The sequence below is a fragment of the Prauserella oleivorans genome (genome assembly GCF_042685745.1).
GTDB lineage: Bacteria > Actinomycetota > Actinomycetes > Mycobacteriales > Pseudonocardiaceae > Prauserella_A > Prauserella_A oleivorans.
On the sequence record NZ_JBHUNT010000001.1, the window covers coordinates 3,344,683 to 3,360,873 of the forward strand.

17 protein-coding genes are annotated in these 16,191 nt (G+C 70.9%); 13 read left to right on the plus strand and 4 right to left on the minus strand.

Annotation, left to right across the window (positions count from 1 at the left end; translation table 11 throughout):
* Positions 1–54 precede the first annotated feature (54 nt).
* Positions 55–390: an ArsR/SmtB family transcription factor gene (locus tag ACFSZT_RS16395; protein ID WP_377390343.1), complete on the plus strand. Its 336-nt coding sequence runs from the start codon at positions 55–57 to the stop codon at positions 388–390.
* Complete coding sequence (locus ACFSZT_RS16400; protein ID WP_377390345.1) at positions 387–1,775, plus strand: SRPBCC domain-containing protein; 1,389 nt, start codon at positions 387–389, stop codon at positions 1,773–1,775. Before ACFSZT_RS16395 ends, ACFSZT_RS16400 begins: the two co-directional genes overlap by 4 nt.
* A gap of 190 nt (positions 1,776–1,965) precedes the next feature.
* On the opposite strand, the gene ACFSZT_RS16405 is transcribed toward ACFSZT_RS16400, so the two are convergent.
* Positions 1,966–3,207 (minus strand): M14 family metallopeptidase, encoded by a 1,242-nt coding sequence (locus ACFSZT_RS16405; RefSeq protein WP_377390347.1) that lies wholly within the window; start codon positions 3,205–3,207, stop codon positions 1,966–1,968.
* Between the two features lie 146 nt (positions 3,208–3,353).
* On the opposite strand from ACFSZT_RS16405, the gene ACFSZT_RS16410 reads away from it, so the two are divergent.
* Together ACFSZT_RS16410 and ACFSZT_RS16415 are read left to right on the plus strand one after the other, a co-directional pair.
* A complete protein-coding gene (locus tag ACFSZT_RS16410; protein WP_377390349.1) occupies positions 3,354–3,986 on the plus strand; it encodes a class I SAM-dependent methyltransferase in 633 nt (210 codons plus the stop codon).
* Positions 3,987–4,262: 276 nt separating this feature from the next.
* On the plus strand, positions 4,263–4,667 hold the full coding sequence (locus tag ACFSZT_RS16415) for a PASTA domain-containing protein (RefSeq protein WP_377390351.1): 405 nt from the start codon (positions 4,263–4,265) through the stop codon (positions 4,665–4,667).
* Between the two features lie 161 nt (positions 4,668–4,828).
* Here ACFSZT_RS16415 and ACFSZT_RS16420 read toward each other — a convergent pair whose 3' ends face one another.
* Positions 4,829–5,506, minus strand: a complete 678-nt coding sequence (locus tag ACFSZT_RS16420; protein WP_377390353.1) for an MBL fold metallo-hydrolase — start codon at positions 5,504–5,506, stop codon at positions 4,829–4,831.
* Positions 5,507–5,736: 230 nt separating this feature from the next.
* Between ACFSZT_RS16420 and uvrA the strand changes: the two genes are divergently transcribed.
* The gene (uvrA, locus tag ACFSZT_RS16425; RefSeq protein WP_377390355.1) at positions 5,737–8,595 is read left to right on the plus strand and encodes an excinuclease ABC subunit UvrA; all 2,859 of its coding nucleotides are present in this window, start codon (positions 5,737–5,739) and stop codon (positions 8,593–8,595) included.
* 24 nt (positions 8,596–8,619) lie between these two features.
* Positions 8,620–9,060 carry an SRPBCC family protein gene (locus tag ACFSZT_RS16430; protein ID WP_377390357.1) on the plus strand — a complete coding sequence of 147 codons (441 nt, stop codon included), beginning with the start codon at positions 8,620–8,622 and terminating at the stop codon, positions 9,058–9,060.
* Between the two features lie 145 nt (positions 9,061–9,205).
* On the opposite strand, the gene ACFSZT_RS16435 is transcribed toward ACFSZT_RS16430, so the two are convergent.
* Positions 9,206–10,522: a cation:dicarboxylate symporter family transporter gene (locus ACFSZT_RS16435; RefSeq protein ID WP_377390407.1), complete on the minus strand. Its 1,317-nt coding sequence runs from the start codon at positions 10,520–10,522 to the stop codon at positions 9,206–9,208.
* A 162-nt stretch (positions 10,523–10,684) separates the two neighbouring features.
* On the opposite strand from ACFSZT_RS16435, the gene ACFSZT_RS16440 reads away from it, so the two are divergent.
* From ACFSZT_RS16440 to ACFSZT_RS16450, 3 genes are read left to right on the plus strand one after another with little or no spacing between them, the layout of a single operon-like run.
* On the plus strand, positions 10,685–12,322 hold the full coding sequence (locus ACFSZT_RS16440; RefSeq protein WP_377390359.1) for an ATP-binding protein: 1,638 nt from the start codon (positions 10,685–10,687) through the stop codon (positions 12,320–12,322).
* Positions 12,323–12,334: 12 nt separating this feature from the next.
* Positions 12,335–13,021, plus strand: coding sequence for a response regulator (locus ACFSZT_RS16445; protein ID WP_377390361.1), 687 nt, complete (start codon positions 12,335–12,337; stop codon positions 13,019–13,021).
* A 29-nt stretch (positions 13,022–13,050) separates the two neighbouring features.
* The gene (locus tag ACFSZT_RS16450; protein ID WP_377390363.1) at positions 13,051–13,440 is read left to right on the plus strand and encodes a RidA family protein; all 390 of its coding nucleotides are present in this window, start codon (positions 13,051–13,053) and stop codon (positions 13,438–13,440) included.
* A 9-nt stretch (positions 13,441–13,449) separates the two neighbouring features.
* Here ACFSZT_RS16450 and ACFSZT_RS16455 read toward each other — a convergent pair whose 3' ends face one another.
* Positions 13,450–13,818: a DUF1844 domain-containing protein gene (locus ACFSZT_RS16455; RefSeq protein ID WP_377390365.1), complete on the minus strand. Its 369-nt coding sequence runs from the start codon at positions 13,816–13,818 to the stop codon at positions 13,450–13,452.
* Between the two features lie 234 nt (positions 13,819–14,052).
* Here ACFSZT_RS16455 and infC point away from each other — a divergent pair, with 234 nt between their 5' ends.
* The 4 genes from infC to ACFSZT_RS16475 all read left to right on the plus strand — a co-directional run bounded on the left by infC (position 14,053) and on the right by ACFSZT_RS16475 (position 16,177).
* Positions 14,053–14,655 carry a translation initiation factor IF-3 gene (infC, locus tag ACFSZT_RS16460; RefSeq protein WP_377390409.1) on the plus strand — a complete coding sequence of 201 codons (603 nt, stop codon included), beginning with the start codon at positions 14,053–14,055 and terminating at the stop codon, positions 14,653–14,655.
* 80 nt (positions 14,656–14,735) lie between these two features.
* Positions 14,736–14,930 (plus strand): 50S ribosomal protein L35, encoded by a 195-nt coding sequence (gene rpmI, locus ACFSZT_RS16465; protein WP_377390367.1) that lies wholly within the window; start codon positions 14,736–14,738, stop codon positions 14,928–14,930.
* 63 nt (positions 14,931–14,993) lie between these two features.
* A complete protein-coding gene (gene rplT / locus ACFSZT_RS16470; protein ID WP_377390369.1) occupies positions 14,994–15,371 on the plus strand; it encodes a 50S ribosomal protein L20 in 378 nt (125 codons plus the stop codon).
* Positions 15,372–15,403: 32 nt separating this feature from the next.
* Positions 15,404–16,177 (plus strand): TrmH family RNA methyltransferase, encoded by a 774-nt coding sequence (locus ACFSZT_RS16475; RefSeq protein WP_377390371.1) that lies wholly within the window; start codon positions 15,404–15,406, stop codon positions 16,175–16,177.
* Positions 16,178–16,191: the final 14 nt, after the last annotated feature.

Here is a 16,191-nt window from a genome sequence, read left to right on the forward strand (position 1 = left end):
CGCAGGGGGCTCGCCGCCCTTGCGCATTCATGCCCTGACGGTTATATTGCCGTTATGGCAACTACGACGTTCGAGGTGCTGGCCGAGCCGCGCCGGCGGGAGATCCTCGACCTGCTGCGCGACGGCGAACGCGTGGTGGGCGACCTCGTCGAGCGGCTCGAGCTGACCCAGCCCGCGGTGTCGAAGCACCTGCGGATCCTGCGTGAGGCCGGGCTCGTCGACGTCCGCCACGACGCGCAGCGGCGCTGGTACCGGCTCCGGCCGGAGCCGCTACTGGAGATCGAGGCGTGGCTCGCGCCGTACCGGCGCTTCTGGGCCGAGCGTCTCGACGCACTCGAGCGGCACCTGGACACGATGCCCGACGAACCCGAGCCGAGGAGTGACCCGTGAACGACGCCGTACGCCGCGTGGGCGAGGATTGGGAACTGCGGTTCGAGCGGCGTTACCCGCACCCACCGGAGAAAGTCTGGCGAACGCTGACCGAACGCGAGCACCTGAGCGCGTGGTATCCGTTCCTGGCTGTCGAGATGGACGTGCGTGTCGGCGGCATCATCCGGTTCCGCGACGAGCAGGGCACGGAGGTCCACGCGGAGATCACCGAGCTCGTGCCACACCGGTCGTTCGCGTTCACCGAGTTCGACGAGGCGACGGGCGCTCACCGGCTGCGCTTCCGGCTCACCCCGGACGGCGGCGGCTGCGTGCTGGTGATGGAACACGCCTTCGCCGACAACCCGTGGGCCGAGCGGACACAGCAGGGTTGGCTGGGCTGCCTCGACGTCCTCGCCGCCACGGCGGACCGGTTCGCGCTCGGCGGGCTGGAGACCGTCGGCGGCAGGCCGGTGCTGCGGTTCGAACGCCGGCTCGCGCACGCGCCGGAGCGAGTGTGGCGGGCCATCACCGACCCGGCCGAGACCGCGCGGTGGTTCCCCGCCTCGATCGACACCGAACCCCGGGCAGGCGCGCCGATGCGGTTCTCCTTCGGCGACGACGCCGATCCGGGCGGCCGTTTCGCCGAGGGCGAGGTGCTCGAGTACGACCCGCCGAAGGTCTACGCCTTCCGGTGGGCGCGCTCGGTGCTGCGGTTCGAACTCGTGCCCGACGGCGACGGCTGCGTGCTCTCCTTCAGCCACACCCTGAGCGGCACGGGCACCTCCGGCGACCGGCCGTCGGTCGCCCGGCAGGGCCCGGGCTGGGAACGCGGCCTGGAGGTCCTGGCCGCGGGCCTGGACGGCCGCGACGCACCGGAGCGCGACGGGCGGTGGTTCCTGGCGCGCGCCGAACAGTACGTCGAGGAGTACGGCCTGGCCGACGGCGAGCTCCGCACGACCGGCGACGGCCGCGTCGTCCGGTTCGAACGCGATCTCGTGCAGCCGCCGGAGGAGGTGTGGCGGGTGCTCACCGAGGGCGGGGTCCCGGTGGCGGGCGAGCCGGTGCCGGTGCGGTTCACGCATGGCCACCTGGAACCCGCCGAGGTGACAACCGTGGAACCGGTGTGCGCCGTCGAGTACGGCGTCGTCCCGTCCGGCCGGGTGCGGGTTGAACTCCGCGACCAGGAACCGGTGGGCACCCGGCTCGTGCTGACCCACACGCTCGACCCGGCCGCCGAGGCCGAGACGGCGCTCGCCGCGTGGCACACGCACCTGGAGCTGCTCTTCGCCGCGCTGCACGGCGACGTCCGTTGCCCGTGGCCGGACGCGCGCACCGCCGAGCTGCGACGGCGTTATGCCGAACGGCTGGGCACCGAGGCTGCGGCCACCGCGGGCGACGACCGGTAGGCGGCCGCGGACGGCCCGGCACAGCGGCTGATGTGCGGGCCGACGCGGCGTGGCCGGCGGGCCATCGACCGGGGTCCGACCCGGCGGGCGTGGCCGGTCGGGCTGGTGCTGCCCGGTGGGCCCGCCCGGACCTGCGCGCGAGCTGCGGGCGTGGCCGGTCCGCGAGCCTGCGTGCCTGCCCTGTGCCCGGTCACGCCCGGTCGGCGCCGGCCTCCCGCAGCAGGATGTCGACGGCGGCGTCGTTGCGTTCGGTCTGCGGCCGGATCTGTTCGTCGGGCGGGTAGAAGCCGTCCAGGCCGGGGCCGTCGGCCGGGTACATCTCGAACGTGAAGCTCAGGATCCGGTGCCTGCCCCACATCCAGTCGTTGATGTCGCCGTCGGTCACGTAGAGGTCGCTCGACTGCTGGGGGGTGTAGCCGTTGGCGGCGGCCATTTCCTCGCCGACGGAGCGCAGCCGCTGTGCCTGGTCCGGCGTCATGCCCTCGCCCACGTCGTCGGTGGTGTGACCGTAGGGCCAGAGCACCAGTTCGGAGTAGCTGTGGAAGTCGATGTGGCCGGTGATCTGCTGGGTGCCACCGACGACCCGGGAGTCGACGAAGTCCGCGACCGCCTTCGTCTCGGGCGCGGAGAACGCCGCGGTGCCGCGGTAGGTCTCCGAGCCTTCATGGCCGCTGGAGCCGCCGCAGCACCCCCACCGGTGGCCCCAGTTGCGGTTGAGATCGGTGCCCTCGCCCTGACGGTTCTTGCGCCAACCCTGGTACCGGCCGCCGGCGATGTCGTACTCGGCGCCGTCCGGGTTGACGGTGGGGATCACGTAGATCTCGCGGGAGTCCACGAACTGCGTGACGACGGGATCGTGGCCGTAGGAATCGGTGAACCGCTGCACGATGTGCAGGCACATCTCGGTGGTGAGGTGCTCCCGGGCGTGCTGGTTGCAGGTGAAGAGGACCTCGGGCTCGGCCTCGTCGCGCTCGACGTGGTCACTGATCTTGACCAGGTGCAGTGCCCGTCCCTCGAACGACTCGCCGACCGAGGACAACGCCGTGACGTCCCCGTGGTCCTGGGCCGCCTGGCGCAGCTCGGCGGTCACCTCGGCATAGGTGTGGTAACCCTCGTCGCCTGCCGGGAAGTCGCCCGGGGCGGCGCGGCGGTCGGGGTTGCGCTCGGCGAGCACGCGGTCGACATCGCCGACCGGACGGAGGTCCAGTCCTTCGGCGCGCAGGCTCGCCACCTCGGCCGGGCTCGCGACGACGGTGAGCGTCCCGTCCCGCACGCCGAGCACGTCCACGCCCGCCCGCGCGACGCGCTCCTGGGCGCCGGCGGAGATCTCGTACACGCCGCGTTCGGGCGGCTGGGCGCTCGCGGGAACAGTGGCGGCGAACAACAGCAGGAGCCCCGCCGCGGCGGTCAGTGTCCGTCGTGTGGTGCGCATGGCGGTCAGCGTGGTCGAGCGGTGGACCGGCGACAACCCATCGACAGTCGGACGTTGTTCATCAAATCGGGTGCTCCGGGCGCCTTGACCTCGACCTTGGTGGAGGTCGGATGCTGGACCCGTCAGCGCACCGAGAGGGGATGGGAATGGACACGACGGTTCCGCGCGAGACCTTCGACGCCGCCTACGAGGACGCGACCGCGGGGTGGGTCGTCGGGGAACCGCAGCCGGCGATCGTCGCCCTGGAACGCGAGGGGTACGTCCACGGGAGCGTGCTCGACGCCGGCTGCGGCACGGGCGAGCACACGATCCACCTCGCCCGGCTCGGGTACGACGTGCTCGGCATCGACTTCTCCGAGCGTGCGGTGAACCTGGCGCGGCGCAACGCCGAGCAGCGTGGGGTGCGTGCTCGGTTCGAGGTTGCCGACGCCCTCGTGCTCGCGGGCGAGCCGCGGTACGACACCGTCGTCGACAGCGCGCTGTTCCACGTCTTCGGACCCGAGGACGGCCGGCGCTACGCCGCCGCGTTGCACCGGGTGTGCCGGCCGGGCGCGCTGGTCCACGTGCTGGCCCTTGCCCGCACCGGCGAACCCGGATTCGGCCCGCGCATCAGCTCCGGTGCGATCCGGGAGGCGTTCACCGACGGGTGGGTCGTCGAGGACCTGGGCACCAGCGTCTACCGCGCCGTCGCGCACGGCGACCATGCGACGGAGCTGGGGGTCGCTCCGGGCGCGGCGGTGGACCTGCCGGCGTGGCTGGCCCGCGTGCGGCGGGTGTGACGACAGGGGTTCCGCGGACGCGGGTGGCGTCCTGATCTCCCGGCAGCACGGCGCACAAGCGCGGGTCACCGAGTCCTCGGTTGCCAGCGGTTTGGCCCAGCTCGAGCGTGCGCCGCCGGTGGAGCGGAGGCCGTGCCATGCCGACGGATCACAGATTGCTCACGAGGGGTAACCGGGCCCGGTCGATCACCGATGGTTTCCGTATCCGCACATCGGCACGGCCGCGCCACGTAGCCGCTCGTAGCTCCCCGGCCCTAGCTTCCCGAGAGGAACACAATGCGCAAGTCCCTGGCTGCCCTTGTCCTGTCCGCAGCCATCATCGGGGCCGCCACGGCATGCGCCATGCCGGACACCCAGCAGACACGTGTCCCCGAATCGCCCACTCTGTCGGTCCAGCCGGCCGCACCTGTGGAACCGCCGACGCCGACGACCGTCGAGATGCCTTCCGTGGAGGGCCTGAATCTCATGGCGGCGATGGACACGCTGGAGAACCTCGGCATGACGAACATCCAGCCGTTGCCCGTCGACGGGCACGCGTTCGTGGCCAACCCGGCCAACTGGGTGGTCGTGGCGCAGGAGCCCGCCGCTGACACGCAGGCGAACACCGCCGGCGAGGTCACGTTGCAGGTCTCCAAGACAGACGAGGCCGAGTCGAGCTGGTGCGGCGACCGGGACTGTTGACACCGACGCGGTCCCGAGACCGACGGTTGTGGCTGCCCTCGCCTGCGCCCGGCCGGTACCGCTGTTGCGAGCGGATCGGGGTCGCTGTCCGGGATGGCTCCGGCTGTAGTCGCAGCTATCCCGTTGTCGTGCCGCTCATCGCGCAGGCACCAGCTGCACGGCTACCAGCCGCGCTCGCGCCACTCCGGCAGCTTCGGGCGCTCCGCGCCGAGGGTCGAGTCGTCGCCGTGGCCCGGGTAGAACCACGTCTCGTCCGGCAGCCGGTCGAAGATGCGCTCCTCGACGTCGTTGATCAGCGAGGTGAAGTCCTCGGGCGAGTTGGTCTTGCCGACCCCGCCCGGGAACAGCGAGTCGCCGGTGAACAGGTGCGGGTGCCCGTTCGGGTCGCGGTACAGCAGCGCGATCGACCCGGGCGTGTGGCCGCGCAGGTGGATGACCTCGAGGGTGCACTCGCCGACCGTGATGGTGTCGCCGTGCTCGAGGAGGTAGTCCGGCGGCACGGGCAGCGGGTCGGCGTCCGCCGGGTGCGCCGCGGTGTACGACCCGTTCGCGCCGGCGACCGCGCCCAGGGCCTGCCAGTGGTCCGGGTGCTGGTGCGTCGTGACGATCTTGCGCAGCGCGGGCCGGTCGGGGCCGTGGCCGATGAGGTCCGAGATCCGCTCCGAGTCGTTGGCCGCGTCGATGAGCAGGGCCTCGTTGGACTCCCGGCACACCAGCAGGTACGCGTTGTTGTCCATGGGGCCGACCGACAGTTTCGTGATGGTCAGCGCGTCGAGCGTGCGCCGTGCGGCGTCGCCTCCGGGCTCGACGTGACCGGTGTACTCCTCAACGACGTTCACCCGGGACACGGTAGTCGGTGCGGTGCGTGTCCTCGACCGGTGGCCGGATTCACACCAGGTGGGGGAGGTCCCGCTCGGGGAACGCACCGGGCGGTGGTGGTTACGCTGGACGGGTGCCGGTGCGGCCGGGGGCCGCACCGTCGGTTTCTGTCGGTGGCGCGACCTAGCATGGCGGCGGCCGTCGTCAGATCTGACACCGGCACTCCACAGACCAGGGAAGGGACCTTCGGGTGGCTGATCGCCTTGTAGTCCGTGGCGCCCGCGAACACAACCTGCGCGGCGTCGACATCGATCTGCCGCGGGACAGCATGATCGTGTTCACCGGGCTGTCCGGATCGGGCAAGTCGAGCCTGGCGTTCGACACGATCTTCGCCGAAGGCCAGCGGCGGTACGTCGAGTCGCTGTCGGCCTACGCCCGCCAGTTCCTCGGTCAGATGGACAAGCCGGACGTGGACTTCATCGAGGGCCTCTCGCCCGCGGTGTCGATCGACCAGAAGTCCACCTCCCGCAACCCGCGATCCACCGTCGGCACGATCACCGAGGTCTACGACTACCTGCGGCTCCTCTACGCCCGCGCGGGCAAGCCGCACTGCCCGCAGTGTGGCGAGCCGATCAGCAAGCAGACGCCCCAGCAGATCGTCGACCAGGTCCTCGACATGGAACCCGACATCCGGTTCCAGGTCCTGGCACCGGTGGTCCGCGGCCGCAAGGGCGAGTACGTCGACCTGTTCGCCAACCTGCAGCAGCAGGGGTACGCCCGCGCTCGCGTCGACGGCACCGTGTATTCGCTGACCGAGCCGCCGAAGCTGAAGAAGCAGGAGAAGCACGACATCGCGGTCGTCATCGACCGGCTGAAGGTCAAGCCGACCGCCAAGCAGCGGCTCACCGACTCGGTCGAGACGGCCCTGCGCTTGGCCGACGGGCTGGTCGAGCTGGAGTTCGTCGACCTGCCCGAGGACGACCCGCACCGCGTGCGCGGCTTCTCCGAGAACCTCGCCTGCCCCAACGGCCATCCCCTCGCCCTCGAGGACCTCGAGCCGCGGTCGTTCTCGTTCAACTCGCCCTACGGTGCCTGCCCCGAGTGCACCGGCATCGGCGTGCGCAAGGAGGTCGACCCGGAGCTCGTCGTGCCCGACGACGAGCTGTCGCTGGCCGAGGGCGCCATCGCGCCGTGGTCGGGCGGGCAGAGCGCCGACTACTTCCAGCGGCTGCTCGCCTCGCTCGCCGAGACGATCGGCTTCCGGATGGACGTGCCGTGGCGCAAGCTGCCCGCCAAGGTCCAGAAGGCGGTCCTCCACGGTGTCGACGAGCAGGTCCACGTGCGCTACCGCAACCGCTACGGCAGGCAGCGGTCGTACTACGCGAACTTCGAGGGCGTCATCCCGTTCCTCGAGCGGCGGCACGAGCAGACCGAGTCCGAGTACTCGCGGGAACGCTACGAGGGCTACATGCGGGAGGTGCCGTGCCCCGCCTGCCAGGGGACGCGGCTCAAGCCGGAGATCCTCGCCGTCACCCTGGAGCACGGCGAGCTGGGGGAGCGCTCGATCGCCGAGGTTTGCGCGCTGTCGGTGGCGGAGGCCTCGGAGTTCCTCGACGGGCTCGTGCTCGGCCCGCGCGAGGCCATGATCGCGGGCGCCGTGCTCAAGGAGATCCAGGCCCGCCTGCACTTCCTGCTCGACGTCGGACTCGACTACCTCTCGCTCGACCGCGCCGCGGGCACGCTCTCCGGGGGTGAGGCGCAGCGGATCCGGCTCGCCACACAGATCGGCTCCGGGCTGGTCGGCGTGCTCTACGTGCTCGATGAACCGTCGATCGGTCTGCACCAGCGGGACAACCACCGGCTCATCGAGACGCTGACCCGGCTGCGCGACCTCGGCAACACGCTCATCGTCGTCGAGCACGACGAGGACACCATCCGGTCGAGCGACTGGGTGGTCGACATCGGCCCCGGCGCGGGCGAGCACGGCGGCAACATCGTCCACAGCGGACCGTACTCGAAGCTCCTGCGCAACAAGAAGTCGCTCACCGGCGACTACCTCTCCGGCAGGCGCACCATCGAGGTCCCGCAGATCCGCCGTCCCGTGGACAAGAAGCGGCAGGTCACCGTCGTGGGCGCGCGTGAGCACAACCTGCGCGGCATCGACGTGTCGTTCCCGCTCGGCTGCCTGGTGTCGGTCACCGGGGTGTCCGGGTCGGGCAAGTCGACGCTCGTGAACGACATCCTCGCCACCGTGCTGGCCAACAAGCTCAACAACGCCCGGCAGGTGCCGGGCCGGCACACCCGCGTGCGTGGCCTGGACAACGTGGACAAGCTGGTCCGGGTCGACCAGTCGCCGATCGGCCGGACCCCACGGTCCAACCCGGCCACCTACACCGGCGTGTGGGACCACATCCGCAAGCTGTTCGCGGCCACCACAGAGGCGAAGGTCCGCGGCTACCAGCCGGGGCGATTCTCCTTCAACGTCAAGGGCGGCCGGTGCGAGGCGTGTGCGGGCGACGGCACCATCAAGATCGAGATGAATTTCCTGCCGGACGTCTACGTGCCGTGCGAGGTCTGCAAGGGCGCCCGGTACAACCGCGAGACGCTCGAGGTGCACTACAAGGGCAAGACCGTCGCCGAGGTCCTCGACATGCCGATCGAGGAGGCCGCCGAGTTCTTCGAGCCGATCAAGGCGATCCACCGGCACCTGCAGACGCTCGTGGACGTCGGACTCGGCTACGTGCGGCTCGGCCAGCCCGCGCCGACGCTGTCGGGTGGCGAGGCACAGCGCGTCAAGCTGGCGAGCGAGCTGCAGAAGCGCTCGACCGGCCGGACCGTGTACATCCTCGACGAGCCCACCACCGGGCTGCACTTCGAGGACATCCGCAAGCTGCTTGGCGTCATCAACGGGCTGGTCGACAAGGGCAACACCGTCATCGTGATCGAGCACAACCTCGACGTCATCAAGACGTCGGACTGGATCATCGACATGGGCCCCGAGGGCGGCTCGGGCGGCGGCATGGTCGTCGCCGAGGGCACCCCGGAACAGATCGCGGAGAACGAGGACAGCTACACGGGCCGGTTCCTCCGGCCGATCCTCGCCCCGTGACCGTTCCGGCGGGATACTGACCGGGTGCCGCTGACCCGCTATCGCTTCCGCACCGAGTGGACCCTGCCGGCGCCGGCGCCCCGGGTGTTCGCCACGGTCGTCGACCTGGCGACGTACCCGAAATGGTGGCCTGATGTGCGGTCGGTGCGGCAGGTCGACGACGACACCGCCGAGCTCGTGTGCCGCGCGACGCTACCGTTCGCGCTGCGGCTGCGGATGACGCGCATCGAGGAGGACGAGCACGGCGGACGGCTCGGCGTGCGGCTCTCCGGTGACCTCGAGGGCTCGCTCACCGGACTTCTCCGCCCGGCCGGATCGGGCACCCGGTTGCGGATCAGCCAGCACGTGGAGGTGCGCAGGCCGCTGCTGCGGTCACTGTCCCCACTGGCGCACCCGGTCTTCCGGATCAACCACGCCGTGATGATGCGGCGTGGGCTCCACGGCTTGCGCGCCTGGCTCGCCTGACGGGCCTGCCGGCGCGCGACGATGCCGGGCATGTACGACGATGCCGGCCCGGTCCGCGATCCGCGAACCGGGCCGGCATGTCCTCGAACCCCAGTGTGCCGGGATTCCTCCGCGCGCCGCCGGGTCACGCCGGCGCGCATCGGGCTCAGGCGTGCACGGGCTGCCGCTCGGTCTCCTGCTCGGCAGGTTTCGGGGCGTGGTCGTCGACAAGCGTCGACTCGTTGAACGGGTCCTGCCCGCTCAGCACCCGGTGCACCTGCGAGCGGTCGAGCTCCTTGGTCCACGATCCGATGAGGACGGTGGCCACAGCGTTGCCCGCGAAGTTGGTCAGCGCGCGGGCCTCCGACATGAACCGGTCGATGCCGAGGATGAAGCCCACGCCGTCGACGAGCTCCGGCCGGTGCGACTGCAGACCGCCCGCCAGCGTCGCGATCCCCGCGCCGCTGACGCCCGCCGCGCCCTTGGACGCGATGATCATGAACACCAGCAGCGAGATCTGCTCGCCGATCGAGAGCGGGCTGCCCTGCGCCGTGGCGATGAACAGCGTCGCCATCGTCAGATAGATCGCCGTGCCGTCCAGATTGAACGAGTAGCCGGTGGGCACGGTGATGCCGACGACCGGCTTGCTGACACCCAGGTGCTCCATCTTCGCGATGAGCCGAGGCAGCGCCGACTCCGACGACGACGTCGACACGATGAGCAGGAACTCGCGGCCGAGGTAGCCGAGCAGCTTGAACACGTTCACGCGGGCGCCGAACCACAGCACGGCGCCGAGCACGATGAACACGAACAGCAGGCACGTCACGTAGAAGCCGATCATGATGACGGCCAGGCTCCGCAGGGCCTCCCAGCCGGTCTCGCCGACCACCGCGGCGATCGCGCCGAACGCGCCCACCGGCGCCGCCCACATGATCATGGCGAGGATCCGGAACACGAGCCGCTGGATGTGCTCGATGCCCCGCAGCACCGGCTCGCCCGCCCGGCCCAGCTTCTGCAGCGCGAATCCGGCGAGCAGCGCCACGAGCAGGGTCTGGAGTACCGAGCCTTCGGTGAAGGCCGACACCATCGTCTCGGGGATGATGCCGAGCAGGAAGTCGACCGTGCTCTCGCTGCCCTCGGCGGCCTGCTCCTGGACCTTCGCCGCGTCCTCCGGATCGAGGTGCATGCCCTCGCCCGGGTGCAGGAGGTTGCCGACCACCAGACCGATGCCGAGAGCGAACGTCGACATCACGAGGAAGTAGCCGACGGCCAGCAGGCCTACCTTGCCGACCTTCGCGGCCTTCGCGACCGACCCGATGCCCAGCACGATCGTGCAGAAGATGATCGGACTGATCATCATCTTGATGAGGTCCACGAAGCCGCTGCCCAGCGGCTTGAGCTCCTTCGCGACGTCCGGAACCGCGAACCCGACGATCACACCGAGCACCACCGCGGCGATCACCGCGAGGTACAGGTAATGCATGCGGTCGCGGCGTTTCGGAGCAGGTCCGGTCGTCGCCGACGGTTCAGGCAACGTTGCCTCCTCGAGAGATCAGAAAAGGGCCAGGACGACTATCGGCAGGTGTCCGCGTGAGGTCACGGTTGTGTTCATTTCGGTCGTGAACGCCTGTGATGTCATGGGGCGGTGCGAGTCGTGTCTCCCAGGGCGCCAGGCCGGGGCTGGAGCCTGGCCCAGCAGCTGCTGGTGCTGCAACTCGTGCTGGTGAGCGTGCTGGTCGGCGGAGGCACGGCGCTGGCCTACGCGGACGCGGCGGAGGCGGTCGAGGACAAGGCCGCCGAGGAGGTGACCGCGGTGGCGGCGACCATTGCCGACTCGCCCGAGGTGGTCGACGCGGTGGGGTCGCCGGAGCCGAGCCGGATGCTGCAGCCGTTCGCCGAGCGCGTACGCGCCGACACCGGGGTCGACTTCATCACGATCATGGACCGTGACCGGACCCGCTTCACGCACCCGAACCCGGACCGCATCGGCGAGCCGTTCATCGGCACCATCGCGCCGGCACTGTCCGGGCGGCTGTTCACCGAGACCTACACGGGCACCCTCGGCCCCTCGGTGCGCGCGGTGGCGCCCGTGTTCGACGACACGCCGGGCCGCCGGGTGGTCGCGCTGGTGGCGGTGGGCATCACGGTGGAGGCCATCGCGGCGGAGCTGGAGGAACGCCTCGTGCCGGTGTTCGCGGTGGCCGCGGGTGTGCTGCTGGTCGGCGGCGTGGGCAGCTACCTGGTGAGCCGGCGCCTGCGCCGGCAGACCCGGGGAGTGGCGCCGGCCGAGCTGTCCGGCATGTTCGAGTACTACCAGGCGATCCTGCACTCGGTGCGCGAAGGGCTCGTGCTCGTCAGCCGGGACGGGCGTGTGGTGCTCTGCAACGATGCGGCGCGCGAGCTGCTCGGCCTGCCCGAGGATGTGCGCGGCACGCCGGTGGAGGACCTCGGGCTGGCCGCCGATCTCGCCCGGACGTTCACCGCGAACGAACCGGCCGCCGACGAACTGCACGTCACCGACACGCGCGTGCTGCTGGTGAACACGGTGCCGGTGCGGTCGCGGGACCGGGCGATGGGCAACGTCGTGACCCTGCGCGATCACACCGAGCTGCAGTCGCTCACCGGCGAGCTGGACACCGTGCGCGGCTTCGCCGAGTCGCTGCGCTCGCAGGCACACGAGTCGGCGAACCGGCTGCATGCCGTCGTGTCGCTGGTCGAGCTGGGCAAGGCGGAGCAGGCCGTGGAGCTCGCGACCGCGGAGCTGGAGACCGCCCAGCAGCTCACCGACCGCGTTGTGGGCGCGGTCGCCGAGCCCGTGCTCGCGGCGCTGCTGCTCGGCAAGTCGAGCGAGGCCAGCGAACGCGGGGTCGAGCTGGTGCTCACCGAGGACACCGCACTGCAGGACACCGGCGCCCAGTTCGACTCCCGCGACCTCATCACCATCCTCGGCAACCTCGTCGACAACGCCGTGGACGCGGCCGTCGACCGGGCGGCCGAGCGGGCGCCGCGGGTCACCGTCACCGTCCGGTCCGACCCGCACGAGTTGTTCCTCCGCGTCGCCGACACCGGCCCCGGCATCGCCCCCGAGGCGGCCCCGGACATCTTCCGGCGCGGCTGGTCCACCAAACCCGGCGGTGGTGCCGCGGGCCGTGGTCTCGGGCTCGCCCTGGTGGGGCAGGCCGTGCGGCGGCACGGCGGCACGGTCGAGGTCGGCAACGACGTCGGCGCGGTGTTCACGGTCCGTATCCCGCTCCCGGACCGGTCCGCGCCGGCGCCCGGCTAGGGTGCAGGCAGGATGACAAGCCGGACGATCAGTGTGCTCGTGGTCGAGGACGATCCGGTCGCCGCCGACGCACACCGTGCCTATGTCGAGCGCGTGGCCGGCTTCACCGTCGCCGGTGTGGCCCACTCGGGCAACGAGGCCATCCGCTTCTGCCGCCGGCACCGCGTGGACCTCGTGCTCCTCGACTTCTACCTGCCCGACACCCACGGGCTCGCGGTGTGCCAGGCCCTGCGCGCGGCGGGGACGCCGGTGGACGTCATCGCTGTCACCTCCGCGCGGGACCTCGCGATCGTCCGCGCCGCGGTGTCGGCGGGGGTCGTGCAGTACCTGCTGAAACCCTTCACGTTCGCCTCGCTGCGGGACAAGCTGGAGAGCTACGCCCGCTTCCGCGACAGTGTGGCCCGCCCCGGCGAGGTCAGCGGGCAAGCCGACGTCGACCGGATGCTCGCGACCCTGCGTACGTCCGAGCACGGCAGCCTGCCGAAGGGCATGAGCGCGGAGACCCTCGACGCCATCACGGCCGTCCTCGCCGACGCGGGGGAGGGCCTGTCCGCCGCCGCGGCCGCCACCGCCACCGGCGTCGCCCGCGTCACCGCACGCCGCTACCTCGAGTACCTTGCCGACAACGGTCTGGCCAAGCGTCGCCCGCATTACGGCGGCGTCGGCAGGCCCGAGGTCCGGTACGTGCCCGCCGGGTGAGGCCCGCGGGGCAAGAGGGGAGAACTCGCATGACCGAGGGCGCGATGCGCGCGATCGTCACGGACCGCGCGCCGCAGCCGGTCGCCGCCTACTCGCAGGCCAAGCGCAAGGGCAACATCGTGCAGGTCGCCGGCCAGGTGGGCATCGACCCGGCCACGGGCGTGGTGGTGCCCGGTGGCGTCGCCGAGCAGACCCGGCAGGTGTTCGCGAACATCGAGGCCGTGCTCGAGGCGGCCGGCTCGAGCCTCGCCGACGTCGTGATGATGCGGGCCTATCTCCCCGACCCGGCCCACTTCGCGGAGTTCAACGACGCCTACAACGCCCTGGTCGGCGAGCCGTACCCCGCGCGCACGACCGTCTACGTCGGTCTCCCGCCGGGCTTCCTCGTCGAGATCGACGCGCTCGCCGTGCTGGACTGAGCCGCGCCGTCAGTACACCGGTCCGGTGAACTTCTCGCCGGGGCCCTGACCGGGCGCGTCGGGCACCGCGGAGGCCTCCCGGAACGCCTTCTGCAGCGACTGCAGGCCGTCCCGCAGCGGCGCGGCGTGCAGGCCCAGATACTCCGACGAGGCTGTGACCAGGCCGGCGAGCGCGGTGATGAGCCTGCGGGCCTCGTCGAGGTCACGGCGCGGGCTGGAATCCGGGTCCTCGTCGGCGAGGCCGAGCCGCTCGGCGGCGGCGGAGAGCAGCATGACGGCCGCCCGGCTGATGACCTCGACGCTGGGAATGTTCTCGAGTTCGCGGACGTCCCGGGGATTATCCCCGGATCCGGCGGCGTTTACAGAGTCGTCGACCACGTCTGGTACCCTTCCACGTGCGACCAGCCTCCGAGCGATCGGGGGCCGCAAGTGGAGCCCCGCTCCCACCCGAGTCGCCGCCAGAGCACGACCGAGGCGGCCGGGTCCGGTCCCGCGACGCCCGAGCGGCACGAGCCGTTCCGGTGTCGGCGGAACGCCTGGCTCAGCCAGGCAGTGATCGGATTGAGGGCCCCGCACACAGGTACGAAGGTACCGGTGACCGGGGCCCGTGGTATGTGGGCGCCAGGGTCGAACAAGAGCAAGCGACACTTGGACCAAGGAGGCCCCATCAGCTCCGAGACGCGCATCAATGAGCGCATCCGCGTCCCCGAGGTTCGCCTCGTGGGACCGAACGGTGAGCAGGTCGGTATCGTCCGCATCGAGGACGCACTGCGGCTCGCCCAGGAGGCCGACCTCGACCTCGTCGAGGTGGCCCCGCAGGCACGTCCGCCCGTGGCCAAGCTCATGGACTTCGGCAAGTTCAAGTACGAGAGCGCGCAGAAGGCCAGGGAGTCTCGCCGCAACCAGCAGCTGACCGTCATCAAGGAACAGAAGCTGCGGCCCAAGATCGACCAGCACGACTACGAGACGAAGAAGGGGCACGTGTCCCGCTTCCTCGCTCAAGGCAACAAGGTCAAGGTCACGATCATGTTCCGCGGGCGCGAGCAGTCCCGTCCGGAACTGGGGTTCCGGCTGCTGCAGAAGCTCGCTGACGACGTGTCCGAGCTGGGCTTCATCGAGTCGTCGCCGAAGCAGGACGGTCGCAACATGATCATGGTGCTGGCGCCGCACAAGAAGGCCAAGGCGAAGGCGGCGAAGGAAGCCGAGAACGCCTAGTTCATGACGGCCAGCGTCGGCCGGCAGCACGCACAGCGGCACACCGATCGTCGGTGTGCCGCCGTACGAAAGAGGGAAGAATGCCGAAGAACAAGACCCACAGCGGGATGGCCAAGCGTGTCCGCCTGACGGGCACGGGCAAGATCCGCCGCCAGCGTGCTGGGCGCCGTCACCTGATGGAGCGCAAGTCCAGCAAGCTCACCCGCCGTCTCGAGGGCACCACCGAGGTCGCCCCCCAGGACGTGCGCCGGGTGAAGCGGCTGCTCGGTCGCTGACTCGGAACCCGCCGTAACCACCGGGGCGCGGAGGACGCGCCCCCTGATCGACAGGATGGACCCGTGGCACGCGTCAAGCGGGCGGTGAACGCCCAGAAGAAGCGTCGCGCAACTCTCGAACTGGCCAGCGGCTACCGCGGCCAGCGTTCGCGGCTGTACCGCAAGGCCAAGGAGCAGACGCTCCACTCGCTCAACTACGCCTACCGGGACCGCCGTGCCCGTAAGGGTGACTTCCGCCAGCTGTGGATCACTCGCATCAACGCGGCGGCTCGTCAGAACGGCGTCACCTACAACCGGTTCATCCAGGGCCTCAAGGCCGCCGGTGTGGAGGTCGACCGCAAGATCCTCGCCGAGCTCGCCGTCAACGACGCCGCGGCGTTCGCGTCGCTCGTCGAGGTCGCCAAGCAGCACATCTCGACCGACGAGAAGAAGTCGGCCTGAGCGCGAACGGATCACGACCCGGGGCTGTCACCGTGTTCACGCACAAGACGCCCCGGGTCGTCGCTGCTCGGCGCCTGACCACCCGGGCGGGCCGGGACGAGACCGGCCGGTTCCTCGCCGAGGGAGCGCAGGCGGTGCGGGAGGCGCTGCGCTACGGCCGGGTGCACGAGCTGTTCGTCACCAACGCCGCCGCGGAACGACACGGCGACCTGCTGGCGCAGGCGCCGAAGGTGTCGCTCGTCACCCAGCGGGCGGCCGAACTGCTGTCGGAAACCGTGTCGCCGCAGGGCCTCGTCGCCGTGTGTGACACCGTGACCGTGCCGGTGGAGACCGCCCTGTCGGGTGAACCTCGGCTGGTCGCCGTGCTGGCCGGCGTCTCCGACCCGGGCAACGCGGGCACCGTCCTGCGGGTCGCCGACGCGGCGGGTGCCGACGCGGTGCTGTTCGCAGGCGACACGGTGGACGTGCACAACGGCAAGTGCGTGCGCGCGTCCACGGGAAGTCTGTTCCACCTCCCGGTCGCCCGGGAACGGGATGTACCCACGGTGCTGGCCGCGTGTGCGCGCGCCGGCCTGCGCGTGCTCGCCGCGGACGGGCACGCCGAGCACGACCTCCGCACCGCTCCCGACCTCGGCCGGCCGACCGCCTGGCTGTTCGGCAACGAGGCACACGGCCTGCCCGCCGACGTCCTGGCAGCGGCCGACGACGCGGTGCGGGTGCCGATCTACGGCCGGGCGGAGAGCCTCAACCTGGCCACGGCCGCCGCCGTCTGCCTGTACGCGAGCGCGTTGCGCGGCGCTTCCTGACCGAGGGTGACCGC

Bases quoted from the DNA above. Each gene is read 5' to 3' on its own strand.
- ACFSZT_RS16435 (WP_377390407.1), bottom strand. From the start codon at position 10,522: ATGCATTACCTGTACCTCGCGGTGATCGCCGCGGTGGTGCTCGGTGTG.
- ACFSZT_RS16410 (WP_377390349.1), top strand. From the start codon at position 3,354: ATGGACACGACGGTTCCGCGCGAGACCTTCGACGCCGCCTACGAGGAC.
- rpmI (WP_377390367.1), top strand. From the start codon at position 14,736: ATGCCGAAGAACAAGACCCACAGCGGGATGGCCAAGCGTGTCCGCCTG.
- ACFSZT_RS16445 (WP_377390361.1), top strand. From the start codon at position 12,335: ATGACAAGCCGGACGATCAGTGTGCTCGTGGTCGAGGACGATCCGGTC.
- ACFSZT_RS16415 (WP_377390351.1), top strand. From the start codon at position 4,263: ATGCGCAAGTCCCTGGCTGCCCTTGTCCTGTCCGCAGCCATCATCGGG.
- ACFSZT_RS16405 (WP_377390347.1), bottom strand. From the start codon at position 3,207: ATGCGCACCACACGACGGACACTGACCGCCGCGGCGGGGCTCCTGCTG.
- ACFSZT_RS16395 (WP_377390343.1), top strand. From the start codon at position 55: ATGGCAACTACGACGTTCGAGGTGCTGGCCGAGCCGCGCCGGCGGGAG.
- ACFSZT_RS16450 (WP_377390363.1), top strand. From the start codon at position 13,051: ATGACCGAGGGCGCGATGCGCGCGATCGTCACGGACCGCGCGCCGCAG.
- infC (WP_377390409.1), top strand. From the start codon at position 14,053: ATGTGGGCGCCAGGGTCGAACAAGAGCAAGCGACACTTGGACCAAGGA.